This window comes from Pseudomonas sp. 14A (genome assembly GCF_018132745.1).
GTDB lineage: Bacteria > Pseudomonadota > Gammaproteobacteria > Pseudomonadales > Pseudomonadaceae > Aquipseudomonas > Aquipseudomonas mercuritolerans.
Genome location: NZ_JAGRQJ010000015.1, coordinates 471,923 through 498,602, shown reverse-complemented (window position 1 = coordinate 498,602; position 26,680 = coordinate 471,923). Strand labels below are relative to the sequence as shown.

The 26,680-nt window shown below is 61.3% G+C and carries 19 protein-coding genes and 1 pseudogene; 3 read left to right on the top strand and 17 right to left on the bottom strand.

The window, feature by feature from the left end; all coding sequences use genetic code 11:
- Positions 1-70 precede the first annotated feature (70 nt).
- From gcvP to arcD (PS14A_RS19085), 9 genes and pseudogenes are all read right to left on the bottom strand, one after another.
- Positions 71-2,923: an aminomethyl-transferring glycine dehydrogenase gene (gcvP, locus tag PS14A_RS19120; RefSeq protein ID WP_212616981.1), complete on the bottom strand. Its 2,853-nt coding sequence runs from the start codon at positions 2,921-2,923 to the stop codon at positions 71-73.
- 11 nt (positions 2,924-2,934) lie between these two features.
- Entirely contained in the window at positions 2,935-3,318 is a 384-nt protein-coding gene (gcvH, locus tag PS14A_RS19115; RefSeq protein WP_039758162.1) for a glycine cleavage system protein GcvH, read from the bottom strand.
- Positions 3,319-3,766: 448 nt separating this feature from the next.
- A complete protein-coding gene (locus PS14A_RS19110) occupies positions 3,767-5,275 on the bottom strand; it encodes a sigma-54-dependent transcriptional regulator (protein ID WP_073472002.1) in 1,509 nt (502 codons plus the stop codon).
- Positions 5,276-5,658: 383 nt separating this feature from the next.
- On the bottom strand, positions 5,659-6,021 hold the full coding sequence (locus PS14A_RS19105) for a DUF5064 family protein (RefSeq protein ID WP_042607276.1): 363 nt from the start codon (positions 6,019-6,021) through the stop codon (positions 5,659-5,661).
- A gap of 62 nt (positions 6,022-6,083) precedes the next feature.
- The gene (gene arcC / locus PS14A_RS19100) at positions 6,084-7,013 is read right to left on the bottom strand and encodes a carbamate kinase (protein WP_024014075.1); all 930 of its coding nucleotides are present in this window, start codon (positions 7,011-7,013) and stop codon (positions 6,084-6,086) included.
- Positions 7,014-7,076: 63 nt separating this feature from the next.
- Positions 7,077-7,166: pseudogene (locus PS14A_RS26840) on the bottom strand (metal ABC transporter ATP-binding protein); the annotation flags it as partial.
- 38 nt (positions 7,167-7,204) lie between these two features.
- Entirely contained in the window at positions 7,205-8,215 is a 1,011-nt protein-coding gene (locus PS14A_RS19095; protein WP_024014074.1) for an ornithine carbamoyltransferase, read from the bottom strand.
- 68 nt (positions 8,216-8,283) lie between these two features.
- On the bottom strand, positions 8,284-9,540 hold the full coding sequence (gene arcA, locus PS14A_RS19090; RefSeq protein ID WP_016773516.1) for an arginine deiminase: 1,257 nt from the start codon (positions 9,538-9,540) through the stop codon (positions 8,284-8,286).
- 35 nt (positions 9,541-9,575) lie between these two features.
- Positions 9,576-11,003 (bottom strand): arginine-ornithine antiporter, encoded by a 1,428-nt coding sequence (arcD, locus tag PS14A_RS19085; RefSeq protein WP_016773517.1) that lies wholly within the window; start codon positions 11,001-11,003, stop codon positions 9,576-9,578.
- Between the two features lie 438 nt (positions 11,004-11,441).
- On the opposite strand from arcD (PS14A_RS19085), the gene arcD (PS14A_RS19080) reads away from it, so the two are divergent.
- On the top strand, positions 11,442-12,869 hold the full coding sequence (arcD, locus tag PS14A_RS19080) for an arginine-ornithine antiporter (protein WP_073472012.1): 1,428 nt from the start codon (positions 11,442-11,444) through the stop codon (positions 12,867-12,869).
- Between the two features lie 105 nt (positions 12,870-12,974).
- Here the strand turns inward: arcD (PS14A_RS19080) and PS14A_RS19075 are convergent, their stop codons facing one another.
- The 8 genes from PS14A_RS19075 to gap all read right to left on the bottom strand — a co-directional run bounded on the left by PS14A_RS19075 (position 12,975) and on the right by gap (position 23,625).
- The gene (locus PS14A_RS19075) at positions 12,975-14,321 is read right to left on the bottom strand and encodes a CoA transferase (protein WP_212616980.1); all 1,347 of its coding nucleotides are present in this window, start codon (positions 14,319-14,321) and stop codon (positions 12,975-12,977) included.
- Between the two features lie 191 nt (positions 14,322-14,512).
- Positions 14,513-16,651 carry a methyl-accepting chemotaxis protein gene (locus PS14A_RS19070; protein WP_212616979.1) on the bottom strand — a complete coding sequence of 713 codons (2,139 nt, stop codon included), beginning with the start codon at positions 16,649-16,651 and terminating at the stop codon, positions 14,513-14,515.
- Between the two features lie 168 nt (positions 16,652-16,819).
- On the bottom strand, positions 16,820-17,230 hold the full coding sequence (locus PS14A_RS19065) for a YbaN family protein (protein WP_212616978.1): 411 nt from the start codon (positions 17,228-17,230) through the stop codon (positions 16,820-16,822).
- Positions 17,231-17,392: 162 nt separating this feature from the next.
- Positions 17,393-17,989: a biliverdin-producing heme oxygenase gene (locus PS14A_RS19060; protein WP_130909464.1), complete on the bottom strand. Its 597-nt coding sequence runs from the start codon at positions 17,987-17,989 to the stop codon at positions 17,393-17,395.
- Between the two features lie 108 nt (positions 17,990-18,097).
- Positions 18,098-20,683, bottom strand: coding sequence for a TonB-dependent receptor (locus PS14A_RS19055; RefSeq protein WP_212616977.1), 2,586 nt, complete (start codon positions 20,681-20,683; stop codon positions 18,098-18,100).
- Positions 20,684-20,805: 122 nt separating this feature from the next.
- Positions 20,806-21,771 (bottom strand): FecR domain-containing protein, encoded by a 966-nt coding sequence (locus tag PS14A_RS19050; protein WP_073472027.1) that lies wholly within the window; start codon positions 21,769-21,771, stop codon positions 20,806-20,808.
- 125 nt (positions 21,772-21,896) lie between these two features.
- Positions 21,897-22,424 (bottom strand): sigma-70 family RNA polymerase sigma factor, encoded by a 528-nt coding sequence (locus tag PS14A_RS19045; protein WP_212616976.1) that lies wholly within the window; start codon positions 22,422-22,424, stop codon positions 21,897-21,899.
- A gap of 199 nt (positions 22,425-22,623) precedes the next feature.
- Positions 22,624-23,625, bottom strand: coding sequence for a type I glyceraldehyde-3-phosphate dehydrogenase (gene gap, locus PS14A_RS19040; protein WP_016773526.1), 1,002 nt, complete (start codon positions 23,623-23,625; stop codon positions 22,624-22,626).
- Positions 23,626-23,845: 220 nt separating this feature from the next.
- Here gap and edd point away from each other — a divergent pair, with 220 nt between their 5' ends.
- Together edd and PS14A_RS19030 are read left to right on the top strand one after the other, a co-directional pair.
- A complete protein-coding gene (gene edd / locus PS14A_RS19035) occupies positions 23,846-25,672 on the top strand; it encodes a phosphogluconate dehydratase (RefSeq protein WP_212616975.1) in 1,827 nt (608 codons plus the stop codon).
- Positions 25,669-26,628 (top strand): glucokinase, encoded by a 960-nt coding sequence (locus PS14A_RS19030; RefSeq protein ID WP_186567667.1) that lies wholly within the window; start codon positions 25,669-25,671, stop codon positions 26,626-26,628. The genes edd and PS14A_RS19030 overlap by 4 nt, the downstream gene beginning before the upstream one ends.
- Positions 26,629-26,680: the final 52 nt, after the last annotated feature.

The following is a 26,680-nucleotide window of genomic DNA, read 5'->3' as shown; positions in this document are numbered from 1 at the left end:
CAGGCTCGCTCCCACAGGGGGATCTAGGATGTTGCTGAAATCGGGGCCGATATTCAGCCCCTTCATTCCTTTAAGCGTAGCTTTCGATCGACGGGCAGGCGCAGACGAGGTTGCGATCGCCGAAGACGTTGTCGACACGGCCGACCGGCGGCCAGTATTTGCCTTCGATCAGCGACGCGACCGGGTACACCGCTTGCTCGCGGCTGTACGGGTGAGTCCATTCGCCGACCAGTTCCGCTGCGGTGTGCGGGGCGTTTTTCAGCGGGTTGTCTTCTTTGTCCAGCGTGCCGTTTTCCACTGCGCGGATTTCTTCGCGGATGCGGATCATCGCGTCGCAGAAGCGATCGAGTTCTTCCTTGGACTCGCTTTCGGTCGGCTCGATCATCAGCGTGCCAGCGACCGGGAACGACATGGTCGGCGCGTGGAAACCGAAATCGATCAGGCGTTTGGCGACGTCATCGACGCTGATGCCGCTGCTGTCTTTCAATGGACGCAGATCAAGAATGCACTCGTGCGCCACCAGGCCGTTGCTGCCGGTGTACAGCACTGGGTAATGCTCTTCGAGGCGACGGGAAATGTAGTTGGCATTGAGGATCGCCAGTTGCGAAGCGCGCTTCAGACCAGCGCCGCCCATCATGCGGATGTACATCCAGGTGATCGGCAGAATGCTTGCGCTGCCGAACGGCGCCGCGCAGACCGCGCCTTCCTTGCGTTCCATCTGGCCGTGGCCCGGCAGGAACGGGGTCAGGTGCGATTTGACGCCGATCGGGCCAACGCCCGGGCCGCCACCGCCGTGCGGGATGCAGAAGGTTTTGTGCAGGTTCAGGTGCGAAACGTCGCCGCCGAACTTGCCCGGTGCGCAGAGGCCGACCATGGCGTTCATGTTGGCGCCGTCGATATACACCTGGCCGCCGTTGTCGTGAATGATCGCGCAAATCTCGCGGATGCCTTCCTCGAACACGCCGTGGGTCGACGGGTATGTGATCATCAGCGCGGCGAGGTGTTCGCGGTGCTCGATGGCCTTGGCGCGCAGGTCTTCAATGTCGACGTTGCCACGGGCATCGCATGCGGTGACGACTACGCGCATACCGGCCATTTGTGCGGTGGCCGGGTTGGTGCCGTGGGCCGACGACGGAATCAGGCAGATGTCGCGGCGCTCATCGCCACGGCTCTGGTGGTAGGCGCGGATCGCCAGGAGACCTGCGTATTCACCTTGCGAACCGGCGTTCGGTTGCAGCGAGATCGAGTCGTAACCGGTGGCGGCGCAGAGCATCGCTTCCAGCTCATCGGTCAGTTGCTGGTAACCCGCGCTTTGTGCGGCCGGGGCGAACGGGTGCAGTGCACCGAATTCAGCCCAGGTCACCGGGATCATTTCGCTGGCGGCGTTGAGTTTCATGGTGCACGAGCCCAGCGGGATCATGGTGCGATCCAGTGCCAGGTCCTTGTCCGCCAGTTTGCGCAGGTAGCGCATCAGCTCGGTTTCCGAGTGATAACGGTTGAACACCGGGTGGCTGAGGATCGGCGACTGGCGCACCAGCGCAGCAGGAATGGTGCTCTGCACCGAGGCGGCCAGCGCAGCGAAATCCGGCAGGGTCTTGCCGTCGGCGAACAGGCCCCACAGTGTTTCGATGTCAGTTTGAGTAGTGGTTTCGTCGACCGACAGGCCCAGACGTTCAGCGTCGATCACGCGCAGGTTGATCTGCGCAGCGTGCGCTTTGTCGTGCAGCGCAGCGGTGTGCGCGCCGGTGGCGACGGTCAGGGTGTCGAAGAAGTTTGCCTGCTCGACTTGAGCGCCCAGCGCGGTCAGGCCCTTGGCCAGAATCGCGGTCAGGTGATGCACACGGTTAGCGATCTGGGTCAGGCCTTTCGGGCCGTGGTAGACGGCGTACATGCTGGCGATGTTGGCCAGCAGCACTTGCGCAGTGCAGATGTTCGAGGTGGCCTTCTCGCGGCGGATATGTTGCTCGCGGGTCTGCATCGCCAGACGCAGCGCCGGTTTGCCGAAACGGTCAACCGAGACACCCACCAGACGGCCCGGCATGTCGCGCTTGAACGCATCTTTGGTGGAGAAGTAAGCGGCGTGCGGGCCACCGAAGCCCAGCGGCACGCCGAAGCGTTGCGCCGAACCGATGGCGACGTCGGCGCCGAATTCACCGGGTGCGGTGAGCAGGGTCAGGGCCAGCAGGTCGGCGGCCACGGCCACCAGAGCGTTGGCGGCGTGGAAGCGCTCGGTCAGCTCGCGGTAGTCGAATACATCACCGTTGCTCGCCGGGTATTGCAGCAGTGCGCCGAAGAACGGCGTCACGTCAGTCAGTTCACGCTCATCGCCGACCACAACGTCAATGCCCAGCGGCTCGGCACGGGTGCGCAGCACGTCGAGGGTTTGCGGGTGGCTGTGGATCGAGGCGAAGAACTGGTGGCTGCCCTTGTTCTTGCTCAGGCGTTTGCAGAAGGTCATGGCTTCGGCAGCGGCGGTGGCTTCGTCGAGCAGGGAGGCGTTGGCGATCGGCAGGCCGGTGAGGTCGCTGATCATCGTCTGGAAGTTCAGCAGCGCTTCGAGACGGCCCTGGGAAATTTCTGGCTGGTACGGAGTGTAAGCGGTGTACCAGGCCGGGTTTTCCAGCAGGTTGCGCAGGATCGGCGACGGCGTGTGGCAGTTGTAGTAGCCCTGGCCGATGTAGGTTTTGAACAGTTGGTTTTTGCCAGCGATGGCTTTGATCATCGCCAGGGCGTCGGCCTCGCTGAGGCCATCGTCCATGCCCAGCACGCTGGTGCCCTTGATGCTTTCCGGAATCACGCTGGCGCTCAAGGCTTCGAGGGAATCGAAGCCGAGGCTGTTGAGCATGGCTTGCTCGTCACCGGCGCGCGGGCCGATGTGACGGGCGATGAATTCGTTGGCGGTGCCGAGATTGATGGCGGTCATGGTGTAACTCCTCAGGCTTCGGCTTGGGCTTTGATCAGACGGTCGTAAGCGTCCTGATCAAGCAGTTTGCCGACAGCGGCGGCATCGCTTGGCTGGAAGCGGAAGAACCAGCCTTCGCCCAGGGGATCTTCGTTGACCAGTTCCGGGGCGTCTTGCAGCGCCGGGTTGACTTCCAGCACGTCGCCATCGAGCGGCATGTACACGCCGCTGGCGGCTTTCACCGATTCCACGGTGGCGGCTTCAGCGCCTTTTTCGTAAGCCTGCAGCTCAGGCAGTTGCACGAACACCACGTCGCCCAAGGCGTTCTGCGCGAATGCGGTGATGCCGACAGTGACACTGCCGTCGGCTTCGGTGCGCAGCCATTCGTGATCTTCAGTAAAACGCAACTCGCTCATGGAAACTCCTCAGGGGCCAGACTCGTCTGGTGGACGCGGTGGAAAGCTTGGGGCGGGGAAGCCCTTAATAGATGAGGAGGCAGGTAGCAAGAATGCGGCCAAGGTTGATTTATCTAAATAAATCAATGGGTTGGCGTTTTTAGGTGATTGTCGGCAGGTCGCGCCTGTAGCGAAATCGCTACAGCGTGGGGCGAGGAGAAAAGCTGAACCGGATCAAAGCGTTGCGCAGCGCTGGTCACAGGCGGGTGTATCGATATCGTTCCGCTGTAGCGCTTTCGGTACAGGTGGAGGTCTTTTTGGACGGATTTCGAATCCGCCATAAATCCTGTGGGAGCGAGCCTGCTCGCGAATACGGTGTGTCAGGCGCCAGCTATTTTGCTGATAGACCGCTTTCGCGAGCAGGCTCGCTCCCACATGGGGAATTTCCTGCAATAGGGATGCGCGGTAGTCACGGTTTATTGGGAATGCCGTATTTGCGCAGGCGATGGGCAATTGCGGTATGGGAGGTCTGCAAGCGGCTCGCCAGTTGCCGGGTCGAGGGATAGCTGACGTAGAGCTTCTCGAGCAGCTCTCTTTCGAACGATTCGACCGCTTGCTCGAGGCTGTCGACGTCGGTATCGGCCTGGCGCGCCACTGAAGTGCCGGCGATGTCGAGGTCGCCGATATCGACCAGACTGCTCTCGCAAATCGCCGCCGCACGGAAAATCACGTTCTGCAACTGCCGCACGTTGCCCGGCCAGCGATTGCCGAGCAGCGCCGGATAAGTGCCGGGCGCCAGGCGGCAGACCGGGCGCTGGATCTGCGCGCAGGCCTGCTGCATGAAGTAGCGCGCCAGCAGCAGAATGTCCTGACCGCGTTCACGCAGCGGCGGCACTTCGACGTTGAGCACGTTGAGGCGATAGAACAGGTCTTCGCGGAACAGCCCTTCGCTGACCATTTTCTCCAGATCGCGATGGGTCGCGCTGAGGATGCGCACGTCGACCTTTACTTCCCGATCACCACCGACGCGGCGGAAGCTGCCGTCGTTGAGAAAACGCAGGAGTTTGGCCTGCAAGTACGGCGACATCTCGCCGATCTCATCGAGGAACACCGTGCCCTGGTTGGCCAGTTCCATCAGCCCCGGTTTACCGCCACGCGCCGCGCCGGTGAAGGCGCCGGGGGCGTAGCCGAACAGTTCGCTTTCGGCGAGGTTTTCCGGCAGCGCTGCGCAGTTCAACGCCAGGAAAGGAGCACTGTGCCGCGCACTGATCGCGTGACAGGCACGGGCCACCAATTCTTTGCCGGTACCGGTTTCGCCTTGAATCAGCAACGGTGCATCAAGGGCGGCGACGCGTTGCGCGCGGGCCTTGAGTGTGCGAATCGCCGGAGACTCGCCGAGCAGGGCGTCGAAGCCTTCGGCGTGATCGTGATGCAGTGCCGAGAGTTGTTCGCCGATGCGGTTCGGTTGATACAGGGTCAGCAGGGCGCCGGCGTCGGTGATCGGCGTGGCGTCGAGCAGCAGGGTTTGGCCGTTGACGGTGATCTCGCGCAGCGGCAGGCGAAAGCCGTTTTCCAGCAGGGTGTCGAGCAGACCGGGATCGTTGAACAGCGCCGAGACGCTTTCGCCGGCCGGTTCGCGACCGTACAGGGCAATCAGCGCCGGGTTGGCCAGCAGCACCTTGCCGGCGCTGTCGAGGGCCAGCACCGGGTCGGTCATTGCCGCGAGCAGGGCATCGAGCTGCAAGTGCCGGCGCTGGCCGGGGAGGATATCGACCACGGTCACCGCTTCCACGCCGAGCACGCGAAACAGCGCATCTTTCAGTTCTTCGAGCACTTGCGGGCTGAGGGTCGGCGCGTCGATGTAGACGTTCGGCGGGATCATCTCCACCGCATCCAGATTGAGATTGCGCCCACCGAGGATGGCCAGGACTTCCTGGGTGATGCCGACGCGGTCGATGAAACTGACGTGAATACGCATGGGGCGGTTCAGTGATCTGCAGAGCGGAGGGGGGCAAGTATGCCTTAAATCAAAAGCCCCCTCACCCCAGCCCTCTCCCGGAGGGAGAGGGAGCCGACCGAGGTGTCTGGGGTTATGCATCGACCTGAAAGTACCGGGCGGCTATGGATTCGGTAAAGCCGGATCGGGACGCTTTTTGAAATGTCGCCAGCGCCGCCCCCTCACCCCAGCCCTCTCCCGGAGGGAGAGGGAGCCGACCGAGGTGTCTGGGGTTATGCATCGACCTGAAAGTACCGGGCGATTATGGATTCAGTGATGCAGGATCAGGTCGACGCAATGCTGCAGCATCCCCAATCGGTTCCCTCTCCCTCCGGGAGAGGGCTAGGGTGAGGGGCTTTTGATTTTTATTCGAAATGCTCGAGGTTCACCGGATCCCCCGACTGCATATTCAACTTCTGCCGAATGTCTTCAAACATCAGATCGTAATGCTTGTGCACCGAGCCGATCTGGCTGTGGGTCTTGGGAATTCCGTACTTCTCGGCGATCCGCGTGACATCGCGGGCGAAGTTGTAGGCTTCTTCCTTGGGCAGGAAAAACGTCTCCTTCATGTCCTTGCCCTGCATGCTGCCGTGCAGGGTGAACTGAATACCTTTGCCTTTCTGCGGATCGGTGAACACTTCATAGTCCAGATGCACGTTGTAATTGACGTCATCGTCGGTCAACGCGTGCCGCTCGATGTGCAGGTGACCGGGTTCGAACTGGGCCATTGAGCTACTCCTTTCAAGGCATGGAGGCGGGGCAGGCCTTGAGCCTGCCCCGGCGTTTATTGTTATCGGTAGCTGATCCCCGGCTTCGCCGTGCTGACCCGCGTACCGGCGGTGCCCTGGACGATGGCTTCGATATCGGCCAGCGAACCGATCACCGCGACCTTGCCAGTATGGCGCGCGAATTCGCAGGCTGCCTGCACCTTCGGTCCCATGGAGCCGGCGGCGAAGCCGAGGCGTTCGAGTTCGTCCGGGTGCGCTTCGGCGATGGCTTTCTGGGTTGGTTTGCCGTAATCGATGAACGCTGCGTTGACGTCAGTGGCGATCACCAGCAGGTCGGCTTCCAGTTGCTCGGCAAGCAACGACGAACACAGATCCTTGTCGATCACCGCCTCAATGCCCTTGAGGTTGCGCTGCTCGTCATACATGGTCGGAATCCCGCCGCCACCGGCGCAGATGACGATGCTGCCCTTGTCCAGCAGCCACTTGATCGGGCGGATTTCGAAGATGCGCTTCGGCCGTGGACTGGCCACCACGCGGCGGAATTTGTCGCCATCCGGGGCAATCGCCCAGCCTTTTTCGGCGGCGAGTTTTTCCGCTTCGGCTTTCTCGTACACCGGGCCGATCGGTTTGGTCGGATTCTTGAAGGCCGGGTCGTTGGCGTCGACTTCGACCTGGGTGAGCAGGGTGGCGAACGGCACTTCGAAATCGAGCAGGTTGCCCAGTTCCTGTTCGATGATGTAGCCGATCATGCCTTCGGTTTCAGCGCCGAGCACGTCCAGCGGGTACGGAGTGACAGAGGTGTAGGCCGCCGCTTGCAGCGACAACAGGCCGACTTGCGGGCCATTGCCATGAGCGATGACCAGTTGGTTGCCGGGATGGATCTTGGCGATTTGCTCGGTGGCGATGCGGATGTTGGCGCGCTGATTGTCAGCGGTCATCGGCTCACCACGGCGGAGCAGGGCGTTACCGCCCAGGGCTACGACGATACGCATGGTGCAATCCTTCTAAGCAGAGGAATGACAAACGATTCGATCCCCCTGTCGGAACCGGAATCCCTGTGGGAGCGAGCCTGCTCGCGAATGCGGTATGTCATTCAACAGTGATGTTGTCTGATCTGACGCTTTCGCGAGCAGGCTCGCTCCCACATTGGGTTTCCGGTTCCTTCAGTGGGAGCGCTGTGGCGTCAGAGATCAGCCAGGGTCGAGACCAGAATCGCCTTGATCGTGTGCATACGGTTTTCCGCTTGCTCGAAGGCGATGCAGGCTGGCGACTCGAACACGTCGTCGGTCACTTCGATGCCGTTTTTCAGGTGCGGATATTGTTCGGCGATCTGTTTGCCGACCTTGGTGTCGCTGTTGTGGAAGGCCGGCAGGCAGTGCATGAACTTGGTACGCGGGTTGCCGGTGGCTTTCATCAGGTCGGCGTTGACCTGATACGGCAGCAGTTGCTGGATACGCTCGGCCCAGGCTTCCACCGGTTCGCCCATCGATACCCAGACATCGGTGTGAATGAAGTCGACGCCTTTGACCGCTTCTTTCGGATCTTCGGTGAGGGTGATGCGTGCGCCGCTTTCCTCACCGTATTTTTTGCAGCGCGCCACCAGATCGTCCAGCGGCCACAGTGCTTTTGGCGCGCAGATGCGCACGTCCATGCCGAGCTTGGCGCCGATCAGCAGCAGCGAGTTGCCCATGTTGTTGCGCGCGTCGCCCAGGTAGGCGTAGCTGATTTCATGGATCGGCTTGTCAGCGTGTTCACGCATGGTCAGCACGTCGGCGATCATCTGGGTCGGGTGATATTCATCGGTCAGGCCGTTGAACACCGGCACGCCGGCGAACTTGGCCAGCTCCTCGACGATTTCCTGTTTGAAGCCACGGTACTCGATGGCGTCGTACATGCGCCCGAGCACGCGGGCGGTGTCTTTCATGCTCTCTTTATGGCCGATCTGCGACGAGTTCGGGTCGATGTAAGTGACGTTGGCGCCTTGGTCATAGGCCGCCACTTCGAAGGCGCAACGGGTGCGGGTCGAGGTTTTTTCAAAGATCAGGGCGATGTTGTTGCCCTTCAGATGCTGTTGCTCGGTGCCGGTGTATTTCGCGCGTTTCAGATCGCGGGACAGGTCGAGCAGGTAACGCAGCTCACGTGGGGTGTGGTGTTCCAGGCTGAGCAGGTTACGGTTGTGAATGTTAAAAGCCATGATGGATCTCCTTGGGTTTCGGTTATCCCCTTGGCCGCGCTCGATAAGTCGCGGCGAAGGCTCAAAGATTAGTAATCGATCGGGTCGCGGATGATCGGGCAGGTCATGCAGTGGCCGCCGCCACGGCCGCGACCAAGTTCGCCGGCGCTGATGGTGATGACCTCCACGCCAGCCTTGCGCAGCAGGGTGTTGGTGTAGGTGTTGCGGTCGTAGCCGATGACCACGCCCGGTTCCATGGCCACCACGTTGTTGCCGTCGTCCCATTGCTCGCGTTCGGCGGCAAAGCTGTTGCCGCCGGTTTCCACCACGCGCAGTTTCGGCAGATTCAGCGCCGCAGCGACGGTGTCGAGGAAGCTGCCTTCTTCGCGGCGGATGTCGATGCCGCCCTGTTTGCTTTCGTCTGGGCGCAGGGTGAAGGCGACGATCTGGTTGACCACTTCCGGGAAAATCGTCACCAGGTCGCGGTCGCAGAAGCTGAACACGGTGTCCAGGTGCATTGCCGCGCGGGACTTCGGCAGGCCGGCGACGATGACTTTTTCCACCGCCTTGTTGTTGAACAGGTTCAGCGCCAGTTGGCCGATGGCCTGACGCGATGAACGCTCGCCCATGCCGATCAGTACGACGCCGTTGCCGATCGGCATGACGTCGCCGCCCTCAAGGGTAGAGTTGCCGTGATCCTTGTCCGGGTCGCCGTACCAGATCTCGAATTCGGCGTTGGTGAACTGCGGATGGAATTTGTAGATGGCGGTGGTCAGCAGGGTTTCCTGACGGCGCGCCGGCCAGTACATCGGGTTCAGCGTCACACCACCGTAGATCCAGCAGGTGGTATCGCGGGTGAACTGGGTGTTGGGCAGCGGCGGCAGGATGAAGCTGGAGTGGCCGAGGAAATCGCGGAACATCTGGATGGTCTTGCCGCCGAAGCTGTCCGGCAGATCATCGGCCGAGACGCCGCCAATCAGGAATTCGGCGATGTGCCGTGGCTCGAGGCTTTTCAGCCAGGATTTCACTTCGCTGATCAGGCCCAGGCCCACCGAGTCGGCCGTCACCTTGCGCTCAAGAATCCAGTCCAGCGCTTCGGGAATGGCGACGATGTCGGTCAGCAGGTTGTGCATTTCCACCACGTCGATGCCGCGCTCGCGCATCTTGGTGACGAAGTCGAAATGGTCGCGCTTGGCCTGCGCCACCCACAACACGTCATCGAACAGCAGTTCATCGCAGTTGTTCGGGGTCAGCCGCTGATGGGCCAGACCTGGGGAGCAAACCATGACTTTGCGCAGTTTCCCGGCTTCGGAGTGGACGCCGTACTTCACTTTTTCCGTGGTCATTTCTGTGTTCCTCCAGATGACAATTCAATCAGGGGTTACAGCGTCAGGAAGCCATCGTAGAGACCGTAGGCCGCCACCACGGCGCCCACGACCACTGCGGCGAAAATCAGCTTCTCGACGTTGGTGAAAACCGGTTGTTTGAGTTCCAGCTTGGCCTTGGCGAACAGGATCGCGCCGGGCGCATAGAGCAGGGCCGACAGCAGCAGGTACTTGACCCCGCCGGCGTACAACAACCACACCGCATAGATCAGGGCGATACCGCCGATGATCAGATCCTTGCGCCGCTCGGCGGCAAAGCCTTCGTAGCTCTCGCCGCGCACCGCCAGCAGTAGGGCATAGGCCGCCGACCACAGGTACGGCACCAGAATCATCGAGGTGGCGAGGTAGATCAGTGACAGGTAAGTGCTGGCCGAGAACAGGGTGATGATCAGGAACACCTGCACCATCGCGTTGGTCAGCCACAGGGCGTTGACCGGCACATGGTTGGCGTTTTCCTTGCGCAGGAACTCCGGCATGGTGTGGTCTTTGGCGGCGGCGAACATGATCTCCGCACATAGCAGCACCCACGACAGCAGCGCACCGAGCAGCGAGATGATCAGGCCGACGCTGATCAGCACCGCACCCCAGTGACCGACCACATGCTCAAGCACGGCGGCCATCGACGGGTTCTGCAGTTTCGCCAGTTCCGGCTGGGTCATGATGCCCAGCGACAGCACGTTCACCAGCACCAGAAACAGCAGCACGGTGATGAAGCCGATCACGGTGGCCTTGCCGACGTCCGAGCGCTTCTCGGCGCGGGCAGAGAAGATGCTCGCGCCTTCGATGCCGATGAACACCCAGACGGTGACCAGCATCATGTTGCGCACCTGGTTCATCACACTGCCCAGATCAGGGTTTTTCACGCCCCAGATGTCGGCGGTGAAGATGTCCAGTCTGAACGCGAAGACTGCGATCAACACGAACAGCAGCAGCGGCACGACCTTGGCGACGGTGGTCACCAGGTTGATGAACGCCGCTTCCTTGATCCCGCGCAACACCAGAAAATGCACGCCCCACAGCAGCAAGGACGCGCCGATCACCGCCGCCGGGGTATTGCCTTCGCCGAAGATCGGAAAGAAATAGCCGAGGGTGCTGAACAGCAGAACGAAGTAGCCGACGTTGCCCAGCCAGGCGCTGATCCAGTAGCCCCAGGCCGATGAGAAACCCATGTAGTCGCCGAATCCGGCCTTGGCGTAGGCGTAGACACCGCCGTCCAGGTCAGGCTTGCGATTGGCGAGGGTCTGAAAGACAAATGCGAGGGTGAGCATGCCGACTGCGGTGATGGCCCAGCCGATCAGCACTGCACCGACGTCGGCGCTGGCGGCCATGTTTTGTGGCAACGAAAATATCCCGCCGCCAATCATTGAGCCGACTACCAGTGCAACCAGTGCACCGAGTCTTAGTTTTCCGGGCGCTTCAGACATTTGCATGACTCCATTGCAGGAAAGGAGAGCTCACAGCCTAGTACCGTTGTCTGTTCAAACAGCTGACATGGATCAGTGCATGGTCACATTCCATTGTTAATGAATGACTTATCCACTCGTTGCGGGGCATGACGCTGTAACCTCAAAGGCCCATTCCAGAGCCGTTTCGCTGACGCATTTGGGAATAGCTATTAATGCTTTCGAACTATGACGCTAGTTGCTTTTCAGCGATTGGCAAATGTCGGTCATCTGTTTTCAGCACAGAATCGAATAATCAAGATCGGTGCACAAAACTGACTTAATGTGCTACGCCTTATCGTGGTCGGCTATATATAACCCTGCGAGATTCGGCATTACCTGATAAACGTCATCTACCCTTAGGCTTTTAGTCGGGTGTTGTTACAAATAAACAACAACGACTCTTTCAAGGAGATCTGCATGTCGCAACCGACGCAAAAGCTGCGCCTTGGTGCGTTGATCGCGCTGGTGGTGGGGTCGATGATCGGCGGGGGGATTTTCTCGTTGCCGCAGAACATGGCGGCGCGCGCCGATGCAGGGGCGATCCTGATCGGCTGGGGCATCACTGCGATCGGCATGCTGACCCTGGCGTTCGTCTTTCAGACCCTGGCCAATCGCAAGCCGGAGCTGGACTCGGGCGTCTACGCCTACGCCAAGGCCGGGTTTGGCGACTACATGGGGTTTTCGTCGGCCTGGGGTTACTGGATAAGTGCATGGCTGGGCAACGTCGGTTATTTCGTTTTGCTGTTCAGCACCCTCGGCTATTTCTTTCCAGTGTTCGGCCAGGGTAATACGCCGATCGCCATCGGCTGCGCCTCGGTGCTGTTGTGGGCGGTGCACTTTCTGGTGATGCGCGGGATCAAGGAGGCGGCGCTGATCAACCAGCTGACCACCGTGGCCAAGGTCGTGCCGTTGATCATGTTCATCGTCATCGCTGCCGTCGCGTTCAAGGCTGACATCTTCACCCGCGACATCTGGGGCCGCAGCAACCCCAACTTCGGCGGGGTGATGGACCAGGTGCGCAACATGATGCTGGTCACCGTGTTCGTCTTCATCGGCATCGAAGGCGCCAGCGTCTACTCGGCCCGCGCGGAGAAACGCAGCGACGTCGGCCGCGCCACGGTGATCGGGTTTCTCGGCGTGCTGGCGCTGCTGGTGCTGGTCAACGTGCTGTCGCTGGGGATCATGAGCCAGCCGGAACTGGCCAACCTGCAGAACCCTTCACTGGCGGCGGTGCTCGAGCACATCGTCGGGCCGTGGGGCGCGTTGCTGATCAGCGTCGGGCTGGCGATTTCCCTGTTGGGCGCGTTGTTGTCATGGGCTTTGCTCTGCGCGGAGATCCTCTTCGCCACGGCCAAGGACAAGACCATGCCGGCGTTCCTCAAGAAGGAAAACAACAATCACGTGCCGGTCAACGCGCTGTGGCTGACCAATGTGATGATCCAGATTTTCCTGCTGATCACGCTTTTTTCGGCGGGCACTTACACCAGTCTGATTTACCTGGCCTCGTCAATGATTCTGGTGCCGTACCTGTGGTCAGCGGCCTACGCGGTACTGCTCAGCGGGCGCGGCGAAACCTACGAGCACGCGTCGGCCGAGCGCACCAAGGATCTGCTGATTGGCGGCATCGCCCTGGTTTACGCGGTGTGGCTGTTGTATGCCGGCGGGGTGAAATATCTGCTGCTGTCGGCGCTGCTGTATGCGCCGGGGGTGATTCTGTTTGCCAAGGCCAAGCGTGAACAGGGCCAGCCGGTTTTCACTACGGTGGAGAAAGGAATTTTTGCCTGCGTGGTGATCGGGGCGGGGCTGGCGGCGTATGGGTTGTATAGCGGGGTGTTGAGTTTGTAGGCGGGTTTGCTTTGGCCGGGCAGGCCCCTTCGCGAGCAGGCTCGCTCCCACAGGACTACGCGAATCCATGTGGGAGCGAGCCTGCTCGCGAAGGCGGCCTCAAAATCACCACTGCGCCTGATGTGACCCTAATTCGACGGCCGGCCAATCCCACCGCACCACCGTCCCGCTGACCTGCACCGGTACGCGCAACCTCCGCGCCGGCCCCCACGCGGTGTGTTCAATCGCCGGATCCTGATCCAGCGCATCTTCGGCCCGCAGCGGGTCATGCGTCCCCGGCCCATGCTCGAGCAACAGTTTCGCCGTCCGTGCCAAGGACAACCGCGCCGAACCCCCGCGACCGTTGGCCAGTCGTTCAGTCAGCAGCCTGATCGCACTTGCCGCCATCAGATACCCGGTCGCATGATCCAGCGCCTGCATCGGCAACGGCGTCGGTTTGTCGCTGTGCTTCCAGCGCTGTCCGGCCTCGGCGATACCGCTGCTCATCTGCACCAGGCTGTCGAAGCCCCGGCGGTTCTGCCAGGGGCCGCTCCAGCCGTAGGCATTGAGGCAGACATCGATCAGCCCAGGTGCCAGTTGTCGACGGCGCTCAACACCAAAGCCGAGGTGTTCCAGAGCGTCGGCGCGGTAGCCGTGCAGCAGAATGTCGGCGTCTTTCAGCAAATCTTCGAACACTGCGCGATCCGCTGGTACTTGCAGATCCAGCCGCGCACAGCGTTTGCCGACGGTCATTTCCGGAACCACGCCGGGCTCGTTCCAGCTCGGTGGATCGATGCGCAAGACGTTGGCGCCCAGCCCGGCGAGAAAACGGCTGGCGGTGGGGCCGGCGAGGACGCGGGTCAGGTCGAGCACCTTGATCCCTGCCAGAGGCCGTGCGATCGAGCCTTGCCATGGGCTGCGGTTCTCGTCCGTCTGCTCGATGAATTGCACCAGCGCTTCGGCATTCACCGCCAGCCCCTGCGGATGTTGCTGCCACTGCGTCCAACTGCGCATTTCGGCGGCGCAGCCCTTGGCATCGACCACCGCCTGCTCAAGCTCCGCGCTCGCCCACTGTGCGACTTTCGCCGCCATTGCGGCACGATCGGCGCAGGCGCCGAGCACGCGTTCAGCGGCGACGCGGTGATGCGGGGCGTTGGTGTGCAGACGGATCCAGCCGTCCCGGGTCGCATAGTCGCCGGCGACGGGATCCCACAGCGGCGGCACCTGCCAGCCGATCGGCCGAAGCGAGGTGGAAAACCACAACGAGGCCAGACGGCGGTCGACTGCAACCGCAGGCAAGTGCCCGGTTTGCTGGTGAAGCAATTCGCTGAGCGCTTGCCCGGCAGCGGCGATGCTGGCGCAGGCCAGTTCGGTGACCGCGAACGCCGAGGGCAGGGCGCCGTCACCGGTGAAGGGTATTGGCGTGTGAGGCAGGCCGAGTGCGGTTTGGATGGACGTGAGCAGATCAGTCATCGAAGGCCCTCCGGAACGAGAGGGTGATGATAGTGCAAAAGAATCGCGGTTTAGATGAAACCAGGGTGTGAACCCGTTTCCCCTGTGGGAGCGAGCCTGCTCGCGAAGGCGTCGTGTCAGTCAACACCGATGTTGGATATGACGACCTCTTCGCGAGCAGGCTCGCTCCCACAGGGATTTATGCTGGATAGTTACACGCGAAACTGATCCATCAATTTCATCTGCTGGCTCGCCAGGCTGTTGAGCTGGCTGCTGATCGCTGCCGATTCCGTGGCCTGTTCGGTCAGGGTTTCGGTCACGGTGCGGATCGCCGAGACGTTGCGGTTGACCTCTTCGGCCACCGCGCTCTGCTCTTCGGCGGCGCTGGCGATCTGCAGGTTCATGTCGCTGATCACCGTCACCGCGTCGCTGATCTTGCCCAGTGCATCGACCGCCTGACGAATCTGCCCGGCATTGTTGTGCGCCTGGGTCTGGCTCGAATGCATGGTCGCGACCACGCCACGGGTGCCGGTCTGGATGCGCTCGATGACGATGCGGATTTCTTCCACCGAATCCTGCGTGCGCTTGGCCAGGTTGCGCACCTCGTCGGCGACCACGGCAAAACCGCGACCGCTTTCGCCGGCGCGGGCGGCTTCGATGGCGGCGTTGAGGGCCAGCAGGTTGGTCTGTTCGGCGATGCTGCGAATCACTTCCAGCACCGAGCCGATCTGCTCGCTGTTGACCGCCAGCGCTTCGACTTCGGTCACTGCTTTGCTGACCTCATCGGCGAGTTGATTGATGTCGCGGGTGCTGCGCTCGATGATCGCCATGCCGTCCTTCGCCGACTGATCGGCCCCCTTGGCCGCATTGGCTGCGTTCGAGGCACTGTTGGCGACGTCGTGGGCAGTGGCGCTCATTTCGTTGGAGGCGGTGGCGACCTGATCGATCTCGCGGAACTGCACATGCATGCCTTCGCTGGTCTGGCGGGCAATTTCTGACGATTGATCGGCCGTGCCGCGCGCTTCGGTGATGCTTTGTTTGATCTGCGCGATGGTCGGCTGAAGCTTGTCGAGGAAGCGGTTGAACCAGTTCACCAGTTCGCCCAGTTCGTCTTTCTTGCTGTAGTTCAGGCGCTGGGTCAGATCGCCTTCGCCGCTGGCGATGTTCTTCAGCATCTCGGCGACGCTGTTGATCGGACGGGTGACGCCGGAGGCGGTGAGCCAGATCAGCAGCAGGCCGACCAGACCGGCCACGCCCGCCACCAGCAGAGCAGTGATCACGCCGGTTTGTTGTGCGTCATCCAGTACCGCTTGCAGCTTCACCGAATCGGCCAGCAGCACCTGCTCGGGCAGGTCGATGACCACGCCCCAGGCGCGCGAATTGCCGATCGGGTCGACCGGGTAAACCGCGCGAATCAGCTCGCCCTGTTCGAGGATTTTCGCCGTACCGCTGCCGACCAGTTGCAATACATCCTGGCCATCGGCGCCGAGGGTGTCGCCGATTTTTTTGCCGACTCGCGTCGCGTCAGCACTGTCGGCCGCCAGCACGCCGCTGCCGGAGACGATCAGCATGTGCCCGGCGTTGTTGAACAGGCTGCGCTGCGAGTCGACGGCGGCGGCTTGCAGGGCGTCGAGCGCGATGTCGACACCGACCACACCGATCGCTTTGCCGTCGACCATCACTGGCACGGAAATGGTCGTCATGAGCATTTCCTTGCCACCGACGGTATCGGCATACGGGTCGAGCAGGCAGGTGCGCTTGTTGTCGCGAGGGCAGGTGTACCAACTGTTGTACGGCGTGCCGCTGACGCTGAGGGTGGTCTTGGTCAGGTCATCTTCGACCATGATTGTATTCAGCGCGGCGCCGGCGGCACGGCTCCAGTACGAGGCGAAGCGCCCGGCTTCGTTGGACTGCCGCGCGGCATCGTTGGCAAATTCGCTGTCCTTGCCGTCGAGGCCGTTGGGTTCGAAGGCCAGCCAGATGCCAAGGACTTTATCGTTGCGCTCGAAAGCGGTTTTCAGATTCTGGTTCAACTCTTCCCGAACGGCACCGGCTTCGAGTGAACGCTTGGCGGCCATCGTCCGCAGATCCTTGATCTGGTCGGCGAGGGCGGTGACCACCAGCAGGCTTTCGCCAAAGGTTTTCTGCACCCGCACCGCTTGTTCGGCGGCCTTGGCCTGTAGCAGGTTCTGCACGCTGGCGGTGAGCAACTGGTTGCTGGATTGACTGACCAGCGCGTCGTTCTGATTGGTCTGGTAGATGTTCATGCTGACGATCAGCACCACCACTCCGAGCAGGCACAGGCCGGAGAGCAGGACGATTTTCAGGCGAATGGACAGAGAGTCGAACATGGGGCGATCTCGCGAATGGAATAAACAGGTGGCTGGGCCGGGAGCCCGGTTTGCCAAATCCATTCAGCGCCATTCAATGCTCATCGGCGTTAAGCGAAACGGCATGAGGCGCTTGCCGACGGACGGTCGCCGCTAAACGTTTGCGCAGGGGAAAGTGCTGAAAAGGCTTTAATTACAGGAATGTTTCACTACCGCGACGGACGTCTCCGGGCGCGACCAGATCCACAGGTTGCCCATGGCCATGCCGGCAATCGCCAGATAGATCGGCCAGCCGTGATCGAGCATCACCAGCATCAACGTTGCGCACAGCAGCATGCTGACGGTGGCACTGAGCTTGGCCTTGCGCGCGATGATCCTGCCGTTGCGCCAGTTACTCAGGAACGGCCCAAACAGGCGGTGATTTTCCAGCCAGGCACTCAAGCGCGGCGAACTGCGGGTCGCGGCCCACGCGGCAAGGAGGATGAACTCGGTGGTCGGCAGGCCGGGCACGACAATGGCGACCAGGCCAATGCCGAGACTGACATAGGCCAGCAGGCCGAACAGCAGACGGGCGAGTTTTGAGGCGGCGGGTGTGGGCATGGGCTCAGCGGCGGCTTCTGAAGCGGAACGGGGATCTTACAGATTTGTGGTGAGCCCTGTGGGAGCGAGCCTGCTCGCGAAAGCGGTTGATCAGGCACATTGATGTTGAATGTGCTGCCGTCTTCGCGAGCAGGCTCGCTCCCACAAGGGATAAGAGTTGCTTCAGGCCACTTCGGCTTCTATGGCATAAGCCCGTTCCAGCAGCACGGTAAAGCGGTTGAACGCATCCAGTGCACCTTGCTCCACTTCAGCCTCTTCCTCAACGGTAAACGGCAACGCATCGAGGGTGCGCACAAAGCTTTTCCAGCCCTCGGCGCGGCCACCTTGCGGTTCAGCCAGATGCCGGGCACCGAAGGTTTCGCTCAGCTCCAGTGCCACCGCACGCTTGATCAAAAACGCCGCGCCGAGCTTGGAACCCTCGGAAACAAAGATCCAGCCCAGCGCCCGCGCCTTGCTCGGGTTTTTCAGCGCGCCGGCCACCGGCGCCGGGACTTCGGTGTCGAGGTCGGCGAGGTCAGCCCTGGCGGCTTCGGCGCGGCAACGGGCTGGAAGATCCGGGACGATCGCGGTCAGTTCGGCATCGTTGTACAGCTCGACCAGTTCCGCCTGAAACAGGTATTGCGCGACGACGAAACGGGCGAAGCTGGCGCGGGTTTCGAATGGTGCGTGGGCTTTGACCAGCGCATCGAGTTTGCTGTGCGGCTCATGGGTGATCTGGTTCAGGCGTTGCGAACGCAGGGCTTTTTCCGGGGCAGTCATGGGGTGTCCTTGATAAATGAGGCGCTTGATAACAAGACGTACGGGCGGGCGGCGGACAGTAAAAAAACCTCACTGCGTGGCGCGAACGCACGCAGTGAGCCGGGCCGATCAGATGTCCCAGATCAGGTTGATCGCGAAGTTGCGTCCCGGTTGGGTCAGCCGATCGAGGTTGGCCGGTTGCGTCACCGAGGCTTCGCCGACGCTGTCGTAACCGCGCACGTCATCCCACAGCCAGTATTTCTTGTCGGTCAGGTTGTAGACGCCGCCGCTGACGGTGACGTCGTCGCTGACTTTGTAATAGCCGGCCAGATCGAGAATGCCGAAGCCCGGGGTCTTGAACTGGCTGCTGACGCCGTCCGGCGACTTGAAGTTGCTGTCGTCGACGCGATCCTTTTTCTTCACCACGGTCCAGCTCAGCAGACCGCCATAGTTGTCTTGGTCGTAACCGAGGCCGAACACGCCGGTGAGCGGGTTGACGCTGTTGATCGGCTCGCCGTTGTCGCTGTTGCGCCCGTAGGCGTAGGCGATCGAACCTTGGGTATACAGGCCTTGCGGCGCGCCGAACGCGTCCAGATTCAAGCGACCTTTGACTTCCGCGCCCTTGATCGTGGCGCGCTTGATGTTGTTGCTCTGGAAGGTCAACCGATCATCGCCCGGCTTGACCGCGTCCTCGTTGATGAAATCGCGGTACTTGTTATAGAACACCGCGACGTCGAACGAACCCTGCTCGAAATTCCCGCGCAGGCCGGTTTCGAAGCCTTTGCTTTTCTCCGGCTCGAGGCCAGAATTTGGCGCAACGGTATAGCCGGTGGCGCTGTTCTCGAAACGCCCGTACAGCGATTTTGCCGTAGGCGTGCGGAAGCCTTCGGCGTACTGGCCGTACCAGGTGTAGTTGTCCGTCAGCGCATAGGTCAGGCCGAATTTCGGCGAGACTTTGTGCCAGGTCTTGTTCTTGTCGCTGACCGTGCCTTTGCCATCGGCATTTACGGTGTTGAGGAATTCCCGGGTGATGTGCGGCTTGAGCTTGGTGTAGTCGTAGCGCAGGCCCGGCAGGAAGGTCCAGTCGTTCCAGCTGATCTGATCCTGGGCGAACAGGCTGTAGGTGTTGATGGTCGGATCGGGGAAATCAGAGGCCTTGGCCAGTACATCCGCCGCACTGGTCGCGCCAATCGCCGTGCAGCCACGGCCGACCGCCAGGCATGTGCCGTCGCCGCTGCGTGAACCGGTGACTTTCTGCTGTTTGATCGTGGTGCCGTAAGTCAGCAGGTGATCGGTGTCACCGATGGCAAAGGCCTTGTCCAGTTGCGCGTCGAACACCCACTGTTTTTCTTCGTAGATCGTGTCGCGGGTACGCAGCACTTTACGAGTGATGGGGTAGTAGAACTCTTCGGTGCTCTGGTCGGTCTTGGCGATCTGGTGGTTGAGGCTCCACTTGACGTTATCGACCAGCAGGCTGTCGAGGGCGAACGAGTGTTCGATGCCGAAACGCTCGCGAGTGATGGTGTCGTTACCGGTGCGCCATTGATACATACCGCCGGGCAGGACGCTGCTCGGGATGGTCGGCGCACCATTGGCGTACGGGCCGCCGTAGGCACTTTTCTGGTCGGTGTCGCGATCGTCCTTGTACTTTTCGTAGGTCAGGCCCAGGCGCGAATCGTCGTTGTAGTTCCAGCCGAGCTTGGCCAGGACGTTGGTTGCGCGCACGTCTTCCGGATTGGCGGCGGTGCGCGCAAGGCCGGTGCCATTGTTGCCGCCGAAGGACTCGGTTTCGTGTCCGTCGCGCTGGCTGTAATGCAGCAAGCCGTCGAACTCACCGCTGCGGCCGGCGACGGTGGCGGACTTCAGCCAGCTGTCATCAGCGGAGCTGTAACCGCTTTTCAGGCGCGCGCCGACGTCCTTGCCCGGTTTGATGATGTCGTCGGCGTCCAGCGTGTAATAACTGACCGCGCCACCAATGGCGTTGCTGCCGTACAGCACCGAGGCCGGGCCGCGCAGAATTTCCACGCGTTTGACGATTTCCGGATCGACGTAGTTGCGCTGGCTCTTGGCATACGGGCCGTTGAAGAAGCCGTTGGGGATTTCCACGCCATCGACCTGGGTCAGGATGCGGTCGCCGTCGATACCGCGAATGTTGTAGCCACTGATGCCGCCGCGCTGACCGGCACCGCCAACGGAAACGCCTGGCTCGTAGCGCACCAGATCCTTGATCGTATTGACGTTGTTGCGGTCAAGCGCTTGGCGATCATGCACGCTGACCGTCGAGGGCACGCTGTTGACCGACTGTTCCTGGCGAGTGGCGCTGATGGTCACCTGATCGAGATTGAGCGTGCCGCTGCTGTTGCGTTTTTCCAGCACGACATTGTTGTTGCTCAGTTTGCGGAAGCTCAGGTTGGTCCCCACCAACAGGCGCTCGAGGGCTTTCTCCGGCGGCAGTGAACCGCGCACGCCCGGCGACGAAACGTTCTGCCCCAACTCGGCCGGCAGGCCGACCTGCCAACCGGTCACAGCGGTAAAGGCATTCAGTGCCGAAACCAGTGGTTGCTGGCCGATGGCGAACGCGTAATCGCCCATGTTGCGTGTCGGTTGCTCGGCGGCCGCCAGCAGCGGTGCGGTGCCAGCCATGAGGATGGCCGCAGTCAGCAGCGACAGTACGCGGGAAGGGGAAGCAGTCTGGCGGGTAAGGCGTGAGGACATCGATAGCGCTCCGTGTCGCACGAATCTTTATAGGTGCTGATCGGCATGGTTAGATGCGAATCAATTGCATTGGCTATAACGAGACGTACTGCCATTGGCTATCGAGTAAAAATAATTCTCATTCAGTTCAGAATCACCAGCGCAGGGAATTCCTGCAGGCGCGCCGAGGTGATGTGGGCGAGGGAGCGGACCACGTCGAGCGGCTGGTCGAGACGGTAATTGCCGGTGACGGCGACGTCGGCCAGTTGCTCGTTGTTGTTGATGATCCAGCCCGGATAGTAGCGGCGCAGCTCGGCCAGCACCTGATTCAGCGGGCAGTTCTCGAACACCAGACGGCCTTCAACCCAGGCCAGATCGGCATTGGCGTCGAGCTTGGCCGGGCGATCAAATCCGTTGGGGCCGATGCGAATGCTTTCCCCGGCGCGCAGGCGCACCCGGGCATCGTTGTGGGTGGCGCGCAGATCGACATCGCCACGCTGCACATTCACTTGCGCGACCCCGTCGAGGTAGCGCACGGCAAATGCGGTGTCGTGGACGCTGGCCGTTACCGGACCTGCGTCGATCTCCAGCGGCTGATTGCGCCCGCTGGCAATCTCGAAAAACGCCTCGCCCTGAAACAGCCGGGCCACGCGTTGCTGATCGTTGATGGTGCTGGAAAACGCCGAATTGGTATTGAGCAGAACCTTCGAGCCGTCCTCCAGTTGCAGCCGCTGACGCTCGCCGACCACGGTGAGGTGATCCGCTTGAATGCGCATCGGCAAATTACTGAAACTGAACAGCCCGAGGATCAGCACCGCAGCGGTAGCCAGCGGTTTCCAGTGCGGGCGCAAGCGCTTGAGAAAAGTGATTTTTACCGGTTTTGCCGCCAGGGCTTCGGCGCACAGCGCGACTTGCGGGCCATCCCAGATCGCCTGGGCCTTGGCGAACGCCTCGGCATTCAACGGATCAGCCGCCAGCCAGGCATGAAATTGCCGGGTCTGTTCCTCATCCGGGCTGCCGAGCACGATGAGCCAGTCCAGCGCCTGGTCCATTGCAGCTGCAGCGTCCCGCGCCGAATCGGGCGAAGGCGGGCGGTGGGTGTCCGTCACGGTGGTTCCTCAGGGCTTCTGGCGAAGCAAGGCTTCTGGCGAAGCAGTTTCTAGCTTCAAGCTGCAAGCTGCAAGCCGGATGGGTTACTGCATTTCGTTTTTGCTTGCCGCTTGAAGCTTGCAGCTCAAAGCTTGCCACTGCCGTTATGTCGTTCGGCAACGCCGATGCAGATGGACATGATCAGTTTCAGTTCCTTCTGCACGGTACTCAGCGAAACATCAAGTTCATCAGCGATTTCCTGATAGCTGTGGCCGTGCAAACGGCTGAGGATGAAGATCTGCTGCTGGCGCGGGCTGAGTTGGCTGAGGCTCACGTTCAAACGCTCCAGCAATTGTTCGGCATGGGCGGCGTCTTCGGCGCTGCTGGCGGGCGCGGCGATGCTCTGCACGACATCTTGCGGCACGTCGTCGACCATGGTCCGCGCATGAATCTTGCGCGCACGCAAATGATCCAGCGCCAGATTGCGCGCGGTCTGGAAGACAAAGGGTTCAAGGTGATCGATGGCCCGTTCGCTCAACGCCCGGGTCACGCGCAGGTAGGTCTCCTGCAACAGGTCTTCAGCGGTGCTGTGATTGTTGACCATCCGTTCCAGCGTGCGCAGCAGGGACGTGCGCTGGGCGAGGAAGACGAGGTTGAAGCGCGATTGACTCACGGGAGGACCTGATCCATTTCGAGCGAATGATAATGCTTATCATCCAGCTGAATGGTCAAGTGCTGATTTCGAATTGAAATCGGATCTCGTGTGGGAGCGAGCCTGCTCGCGAAGGCGTCGTGTCAGTCAGCTCCATATTGACTGACAGATAGCTTTCGCGAGCAGGCTCGCTCCCACAGGGATTGGGGACCGGCCGGGATTATTCCGCGTTACACAACGCCAGGCAGTTATCCAGCATGCGGTTGGAGAAGCCCCATTCGTTGTCGTACCAGGCCAGCACTTTCAACAACTTGCCGCTGACTTTGGTGTGGTTGGCGTCGAAGATCGACGACAGCGGGTTGTGGTTGAAGTCGCTGGAAACCAGCGGCAAGGTGTTGTAACCGAGAATCTTCGAATGCTGGCTCGCCGCTTTCAGCAGGGCGTTGACTTCGTCGGCACTGGCTTCTTTCTTCAGTTGCACGGTGAGGTCGACCAGCGACACGTTGATCACCGGTACGCGCACAGCCATGCCGGTCAGTTTGCCCGCCAGTTCCGGCAGCACCAGGCCTACCGCTTCGGCTGCGCCGGTCTTGCTCGGGATCATGTTCTGCGTGGCCGAGCGGGCACGGTACGGGTCGCTGTGATAGACGTCGGTGAGGTTCTGGTCGTTGGTGTAGGCGTGGATGGTGGTCATCAGGCCGCTTTCGATGCCCAGCTCGCGATGCAGCACCTGCGCCACTGGCGCGAGGCAGTTGGTGGTGCACGAAGCGTTGGAAATGATCTGGTGCGACTGACGCAGAATGTCGTGGTTGACGCCATAAACGACGGTGGCGTCGGCGCCTTTGGCCGGGGCAGAAATGATCACCTTGCGGGCGCCGGCGCTGATATGCGCGGCGGCTTTGGCACGGTCGGTAAACAAACCGGTGCATTCGAACACTACGTCGATTTTTTCAGCGGCCCACGGCAGGTCGGCCGGGTTGCGAATGGCGCTGACTGCGATGCGGTCGCCATTGACCGTCAGGCTTTCGTTATCGTGCGCCACTTCGGCGTCGAAAGTGCCGTGGACGGTGTCGTATTTGAGCAGATGGGCATTGATCGAACTGTCACCCAGATCGTTGATCGCGACGATCTGCAGGTCTTGACGATAGCCTTGGGTATACAGTGCGCGCAGGACATTACGGCCGATGCGGCCGAAACCATTGATTGCAATTCGAAGAGTCATGGAACAGCGCCGCCGTCGTTTTGTTGTTGGAATTACAAGATTATTCGCATAAAAATAGAAAACAAGCCTTTTTAATGGCAATATTTTGTTTTATCTACAACGAGTGACCTGAATCAACTGGTCCGAATGGTCAAAAAAGCCGTCTGTCATTCCAACAACAACGGCGTTTGACCAGCATAGACAATCAGGTCGCCACATCCGTTAGCCTGGAGTTCTACACATGCATCCCCGCGTTCTTGAGGTCACCGAACGGCTTATCGCCCGCAGCCGCGCCACGCGTCAGGCTTACCTTGCATTGATTCGCGGCGCGGCCACCGACGGCCCGATGCGCGGCAAGCTGCAATGCGCCAACTTCGCCCACGGCGTGGCCGGGTGCGGCACTGAAGACAAGCACAGCCTGCGGATGATGAACTCGGCGAACATCGCCATTGTGTCTTCGTATAACGACATGCTTTCGGCGCACCAGCCGTACGAAGTCTTTCCACAACAGATCAAGAATGCCCTGCGCGAAATCGGCTCGGTCGGCCAGTTCGCCGGCGGCACTCCGGCGATGTGCGACGGCGTGACCCAAGGCGAGCCGGGCATGGAACTGAGCCTGCCGAGCCGCGAAGTGATCGCCATGTCGACCGCCGTGGCGCTGTCGCACAACATGTTTGACGGCGCGCTGATGCTCGGCATCTGCGACAAGATCGTCCCGGGCCTGATGATGGGTTCGCTGCGTTTCGGTCATCTGCCAACGATCTTCGTACCGGGCGGGCCGATGGTTTCGGGGATTTCCAACAAGGAAAAAGCCGACGTCCGCCAGAAGTACGCCGAAGGCAAGGCGACCCGCGAAGAGCTGCTGGAATCGGAGATGAAGTCCTACCACAGCCCGGGCACCTGCACGTTCTACGGCACCGCCAACACCAACCAGTTGCTGATGGAAGTCATGGGCCTGCACTTGCCGGGCGCCTCTTTCGTCAACCCGAACACGCCGCTGCGCGACGCCCTGACCCGCGAAGCCGCGCATCAGGTCACACGCCTGACCAAGCAGAACGGCAACTTCATGCCGATCGGCGAAATCGTCGACGAGAAGGCGCTGGTCAACTCCATCGTTGCCCTGCACGCCACCGGCGGCTCGACCAACCACACCCTGCACATGCCGGCCATCGCCATGGCCGCTGGCATTCAACTGACTTGGCAGGACATGGCCGACCTTTCCGAAGTCGTGCCGACCCTGAGCCACGTCTACCCGAACGGCAAAGCCGACATCAACCACTTCCAGGCAGCGGGCGGCATGTCGTTCCTGATCCGCGAACTGCTCGGCGCCGGTCTGCTCCATGAAGACGTCAACACTGTGCTCGGCCATGGCCTGAGCCAGTACACCAAAGAGCCGTTCCTCGATAACGGTGAGCTGGTCTGGCGCGAAGGCCCGACCGACAGCCTCGACGAAAACATCCTGCGTCCAGTGGCGCGTGCGTTCTCGGCGGAGGGTGGTCTGCGCGTAATGGAGGGCAATCTCGGTCGCGGGGTGATGAAGGTTTCTGCGGTTGCGCTGGAAAACCAGATCGTCGAAGCACCGGCGATGGTGTTCCAGGATCAACAAGACCTGGCGGACGCATTCAAGGCCGGTCTGCTGGAGAAGGATTTTGTCGCCGTGATGCGCTTCCAGGGCCCGCGTTCCAACGGCATGCCCGAGCTGCACAAGATGACGCCGTTCCTCGGCGTGTTGCAGGATCGCGGCTTCAAAGTGGCGCTGGTGACTGACGGGCGCATGTCCGGCGCGTCGGGGAAAATCCCCGCAGCGATTCACGTCAGCCCGGAAGCTTATGTCGGTGGTGCTTTGGCGCGCGTGCAAGAGGGCGATATCATCCGCGTCGATGGCGTCAAAGGCACCTTGGAACTGAAGGTCGACGCCGCCGAATTTGCAGCGCGCGAACCTGCCAAGGGCCTGTTGGGCAACAACATTGGCAGCGGCCGCGAGCTGTTTGGCTTCATGCGCATGGCCTTCAGCTCGGCGGAGCAGGGCGCCAGCGCCTTCACTTCTGCCCTGGAGACGCTTAATTGAAACTGGCTTTGGTCGGTGACATCGGAGGCACCAACGCGCGGTTCGCGTTGTGGCAAAACCAGCAACTGCAATCGGTTCAGGTGCTGGCCACGGCCGACTTTGCCAGCCCGGAAGAGGCAATCGCTCTTTACCTGAGCGGGCTCGGTCTGGCGCCGGGTTCGATCGGCTCGGTGTGCCTGTCGGTGGCGGGTCCGGTGAGTGGCGATGAATTCAAGTTCACCAACAATCACTGGCGGCTGAGTCGCAGCGCGTTCTGCAAGACCTTGCAGGTCGAGCAGTTGTTGCTGACCAACGACTTCTCGGCGATGGCGCTGGGCATGACCCGCTTGCAGCCCGGCGAATTCCGCGTTGTCTGCGAAGGCACGCCGGAGCCGTTGCGCCCGGCGGTGGTGATCGGCCCGGGCACTGGCCTGGGTGTCGGCACCTTGCTCGATCTCGGCGAAGGACGCTTTGCCGCGTTGCCGGGCGAGGGCGGCCACGTCGACCTGCCGCTGAGCAGCCCGCGGGAAACGCAATTGTGGCAACACATCTACAACGAGATCGGCCATGTCAGCGCGGAAACCGCGTTGAGCGGCGGCGGCCTGCCGCGGCTGTACCGGGCGATCTGCGCGGTTGATGGCCATGAGCCGAAGCTGGAGACGCCGGAAGCGATCACCGCCGCGGGCCTGGCCGGTGATCCGATTGCTTTGGAAGTGCTCGAGCAGTTCTGCTGCTGGCTCGGCCGCGTTGCCGGCAACAACGTGCTCACCACCGGCGCGCGCGGCGGCGTGTTTATCGTTGGCGGGGTGATTCCACGCTTCGCCGATTTCTTCCTCGCCAGCGGCTTCGCCCGCTGCTTCGCCGACAAAGGCTGCATGAGCGATTACTTCAAAGGCATCCCGGTCTGGCTGGTGACCGCGCCGTATTCCGGCCTGGTCGGCGCCGGCGTGGCGCTGGATCAAGCAACTCGACCCTGAACTGCAATCACCTCTTGGTGAGAGGATTTATCTGTGGCGATGGGATTTATCT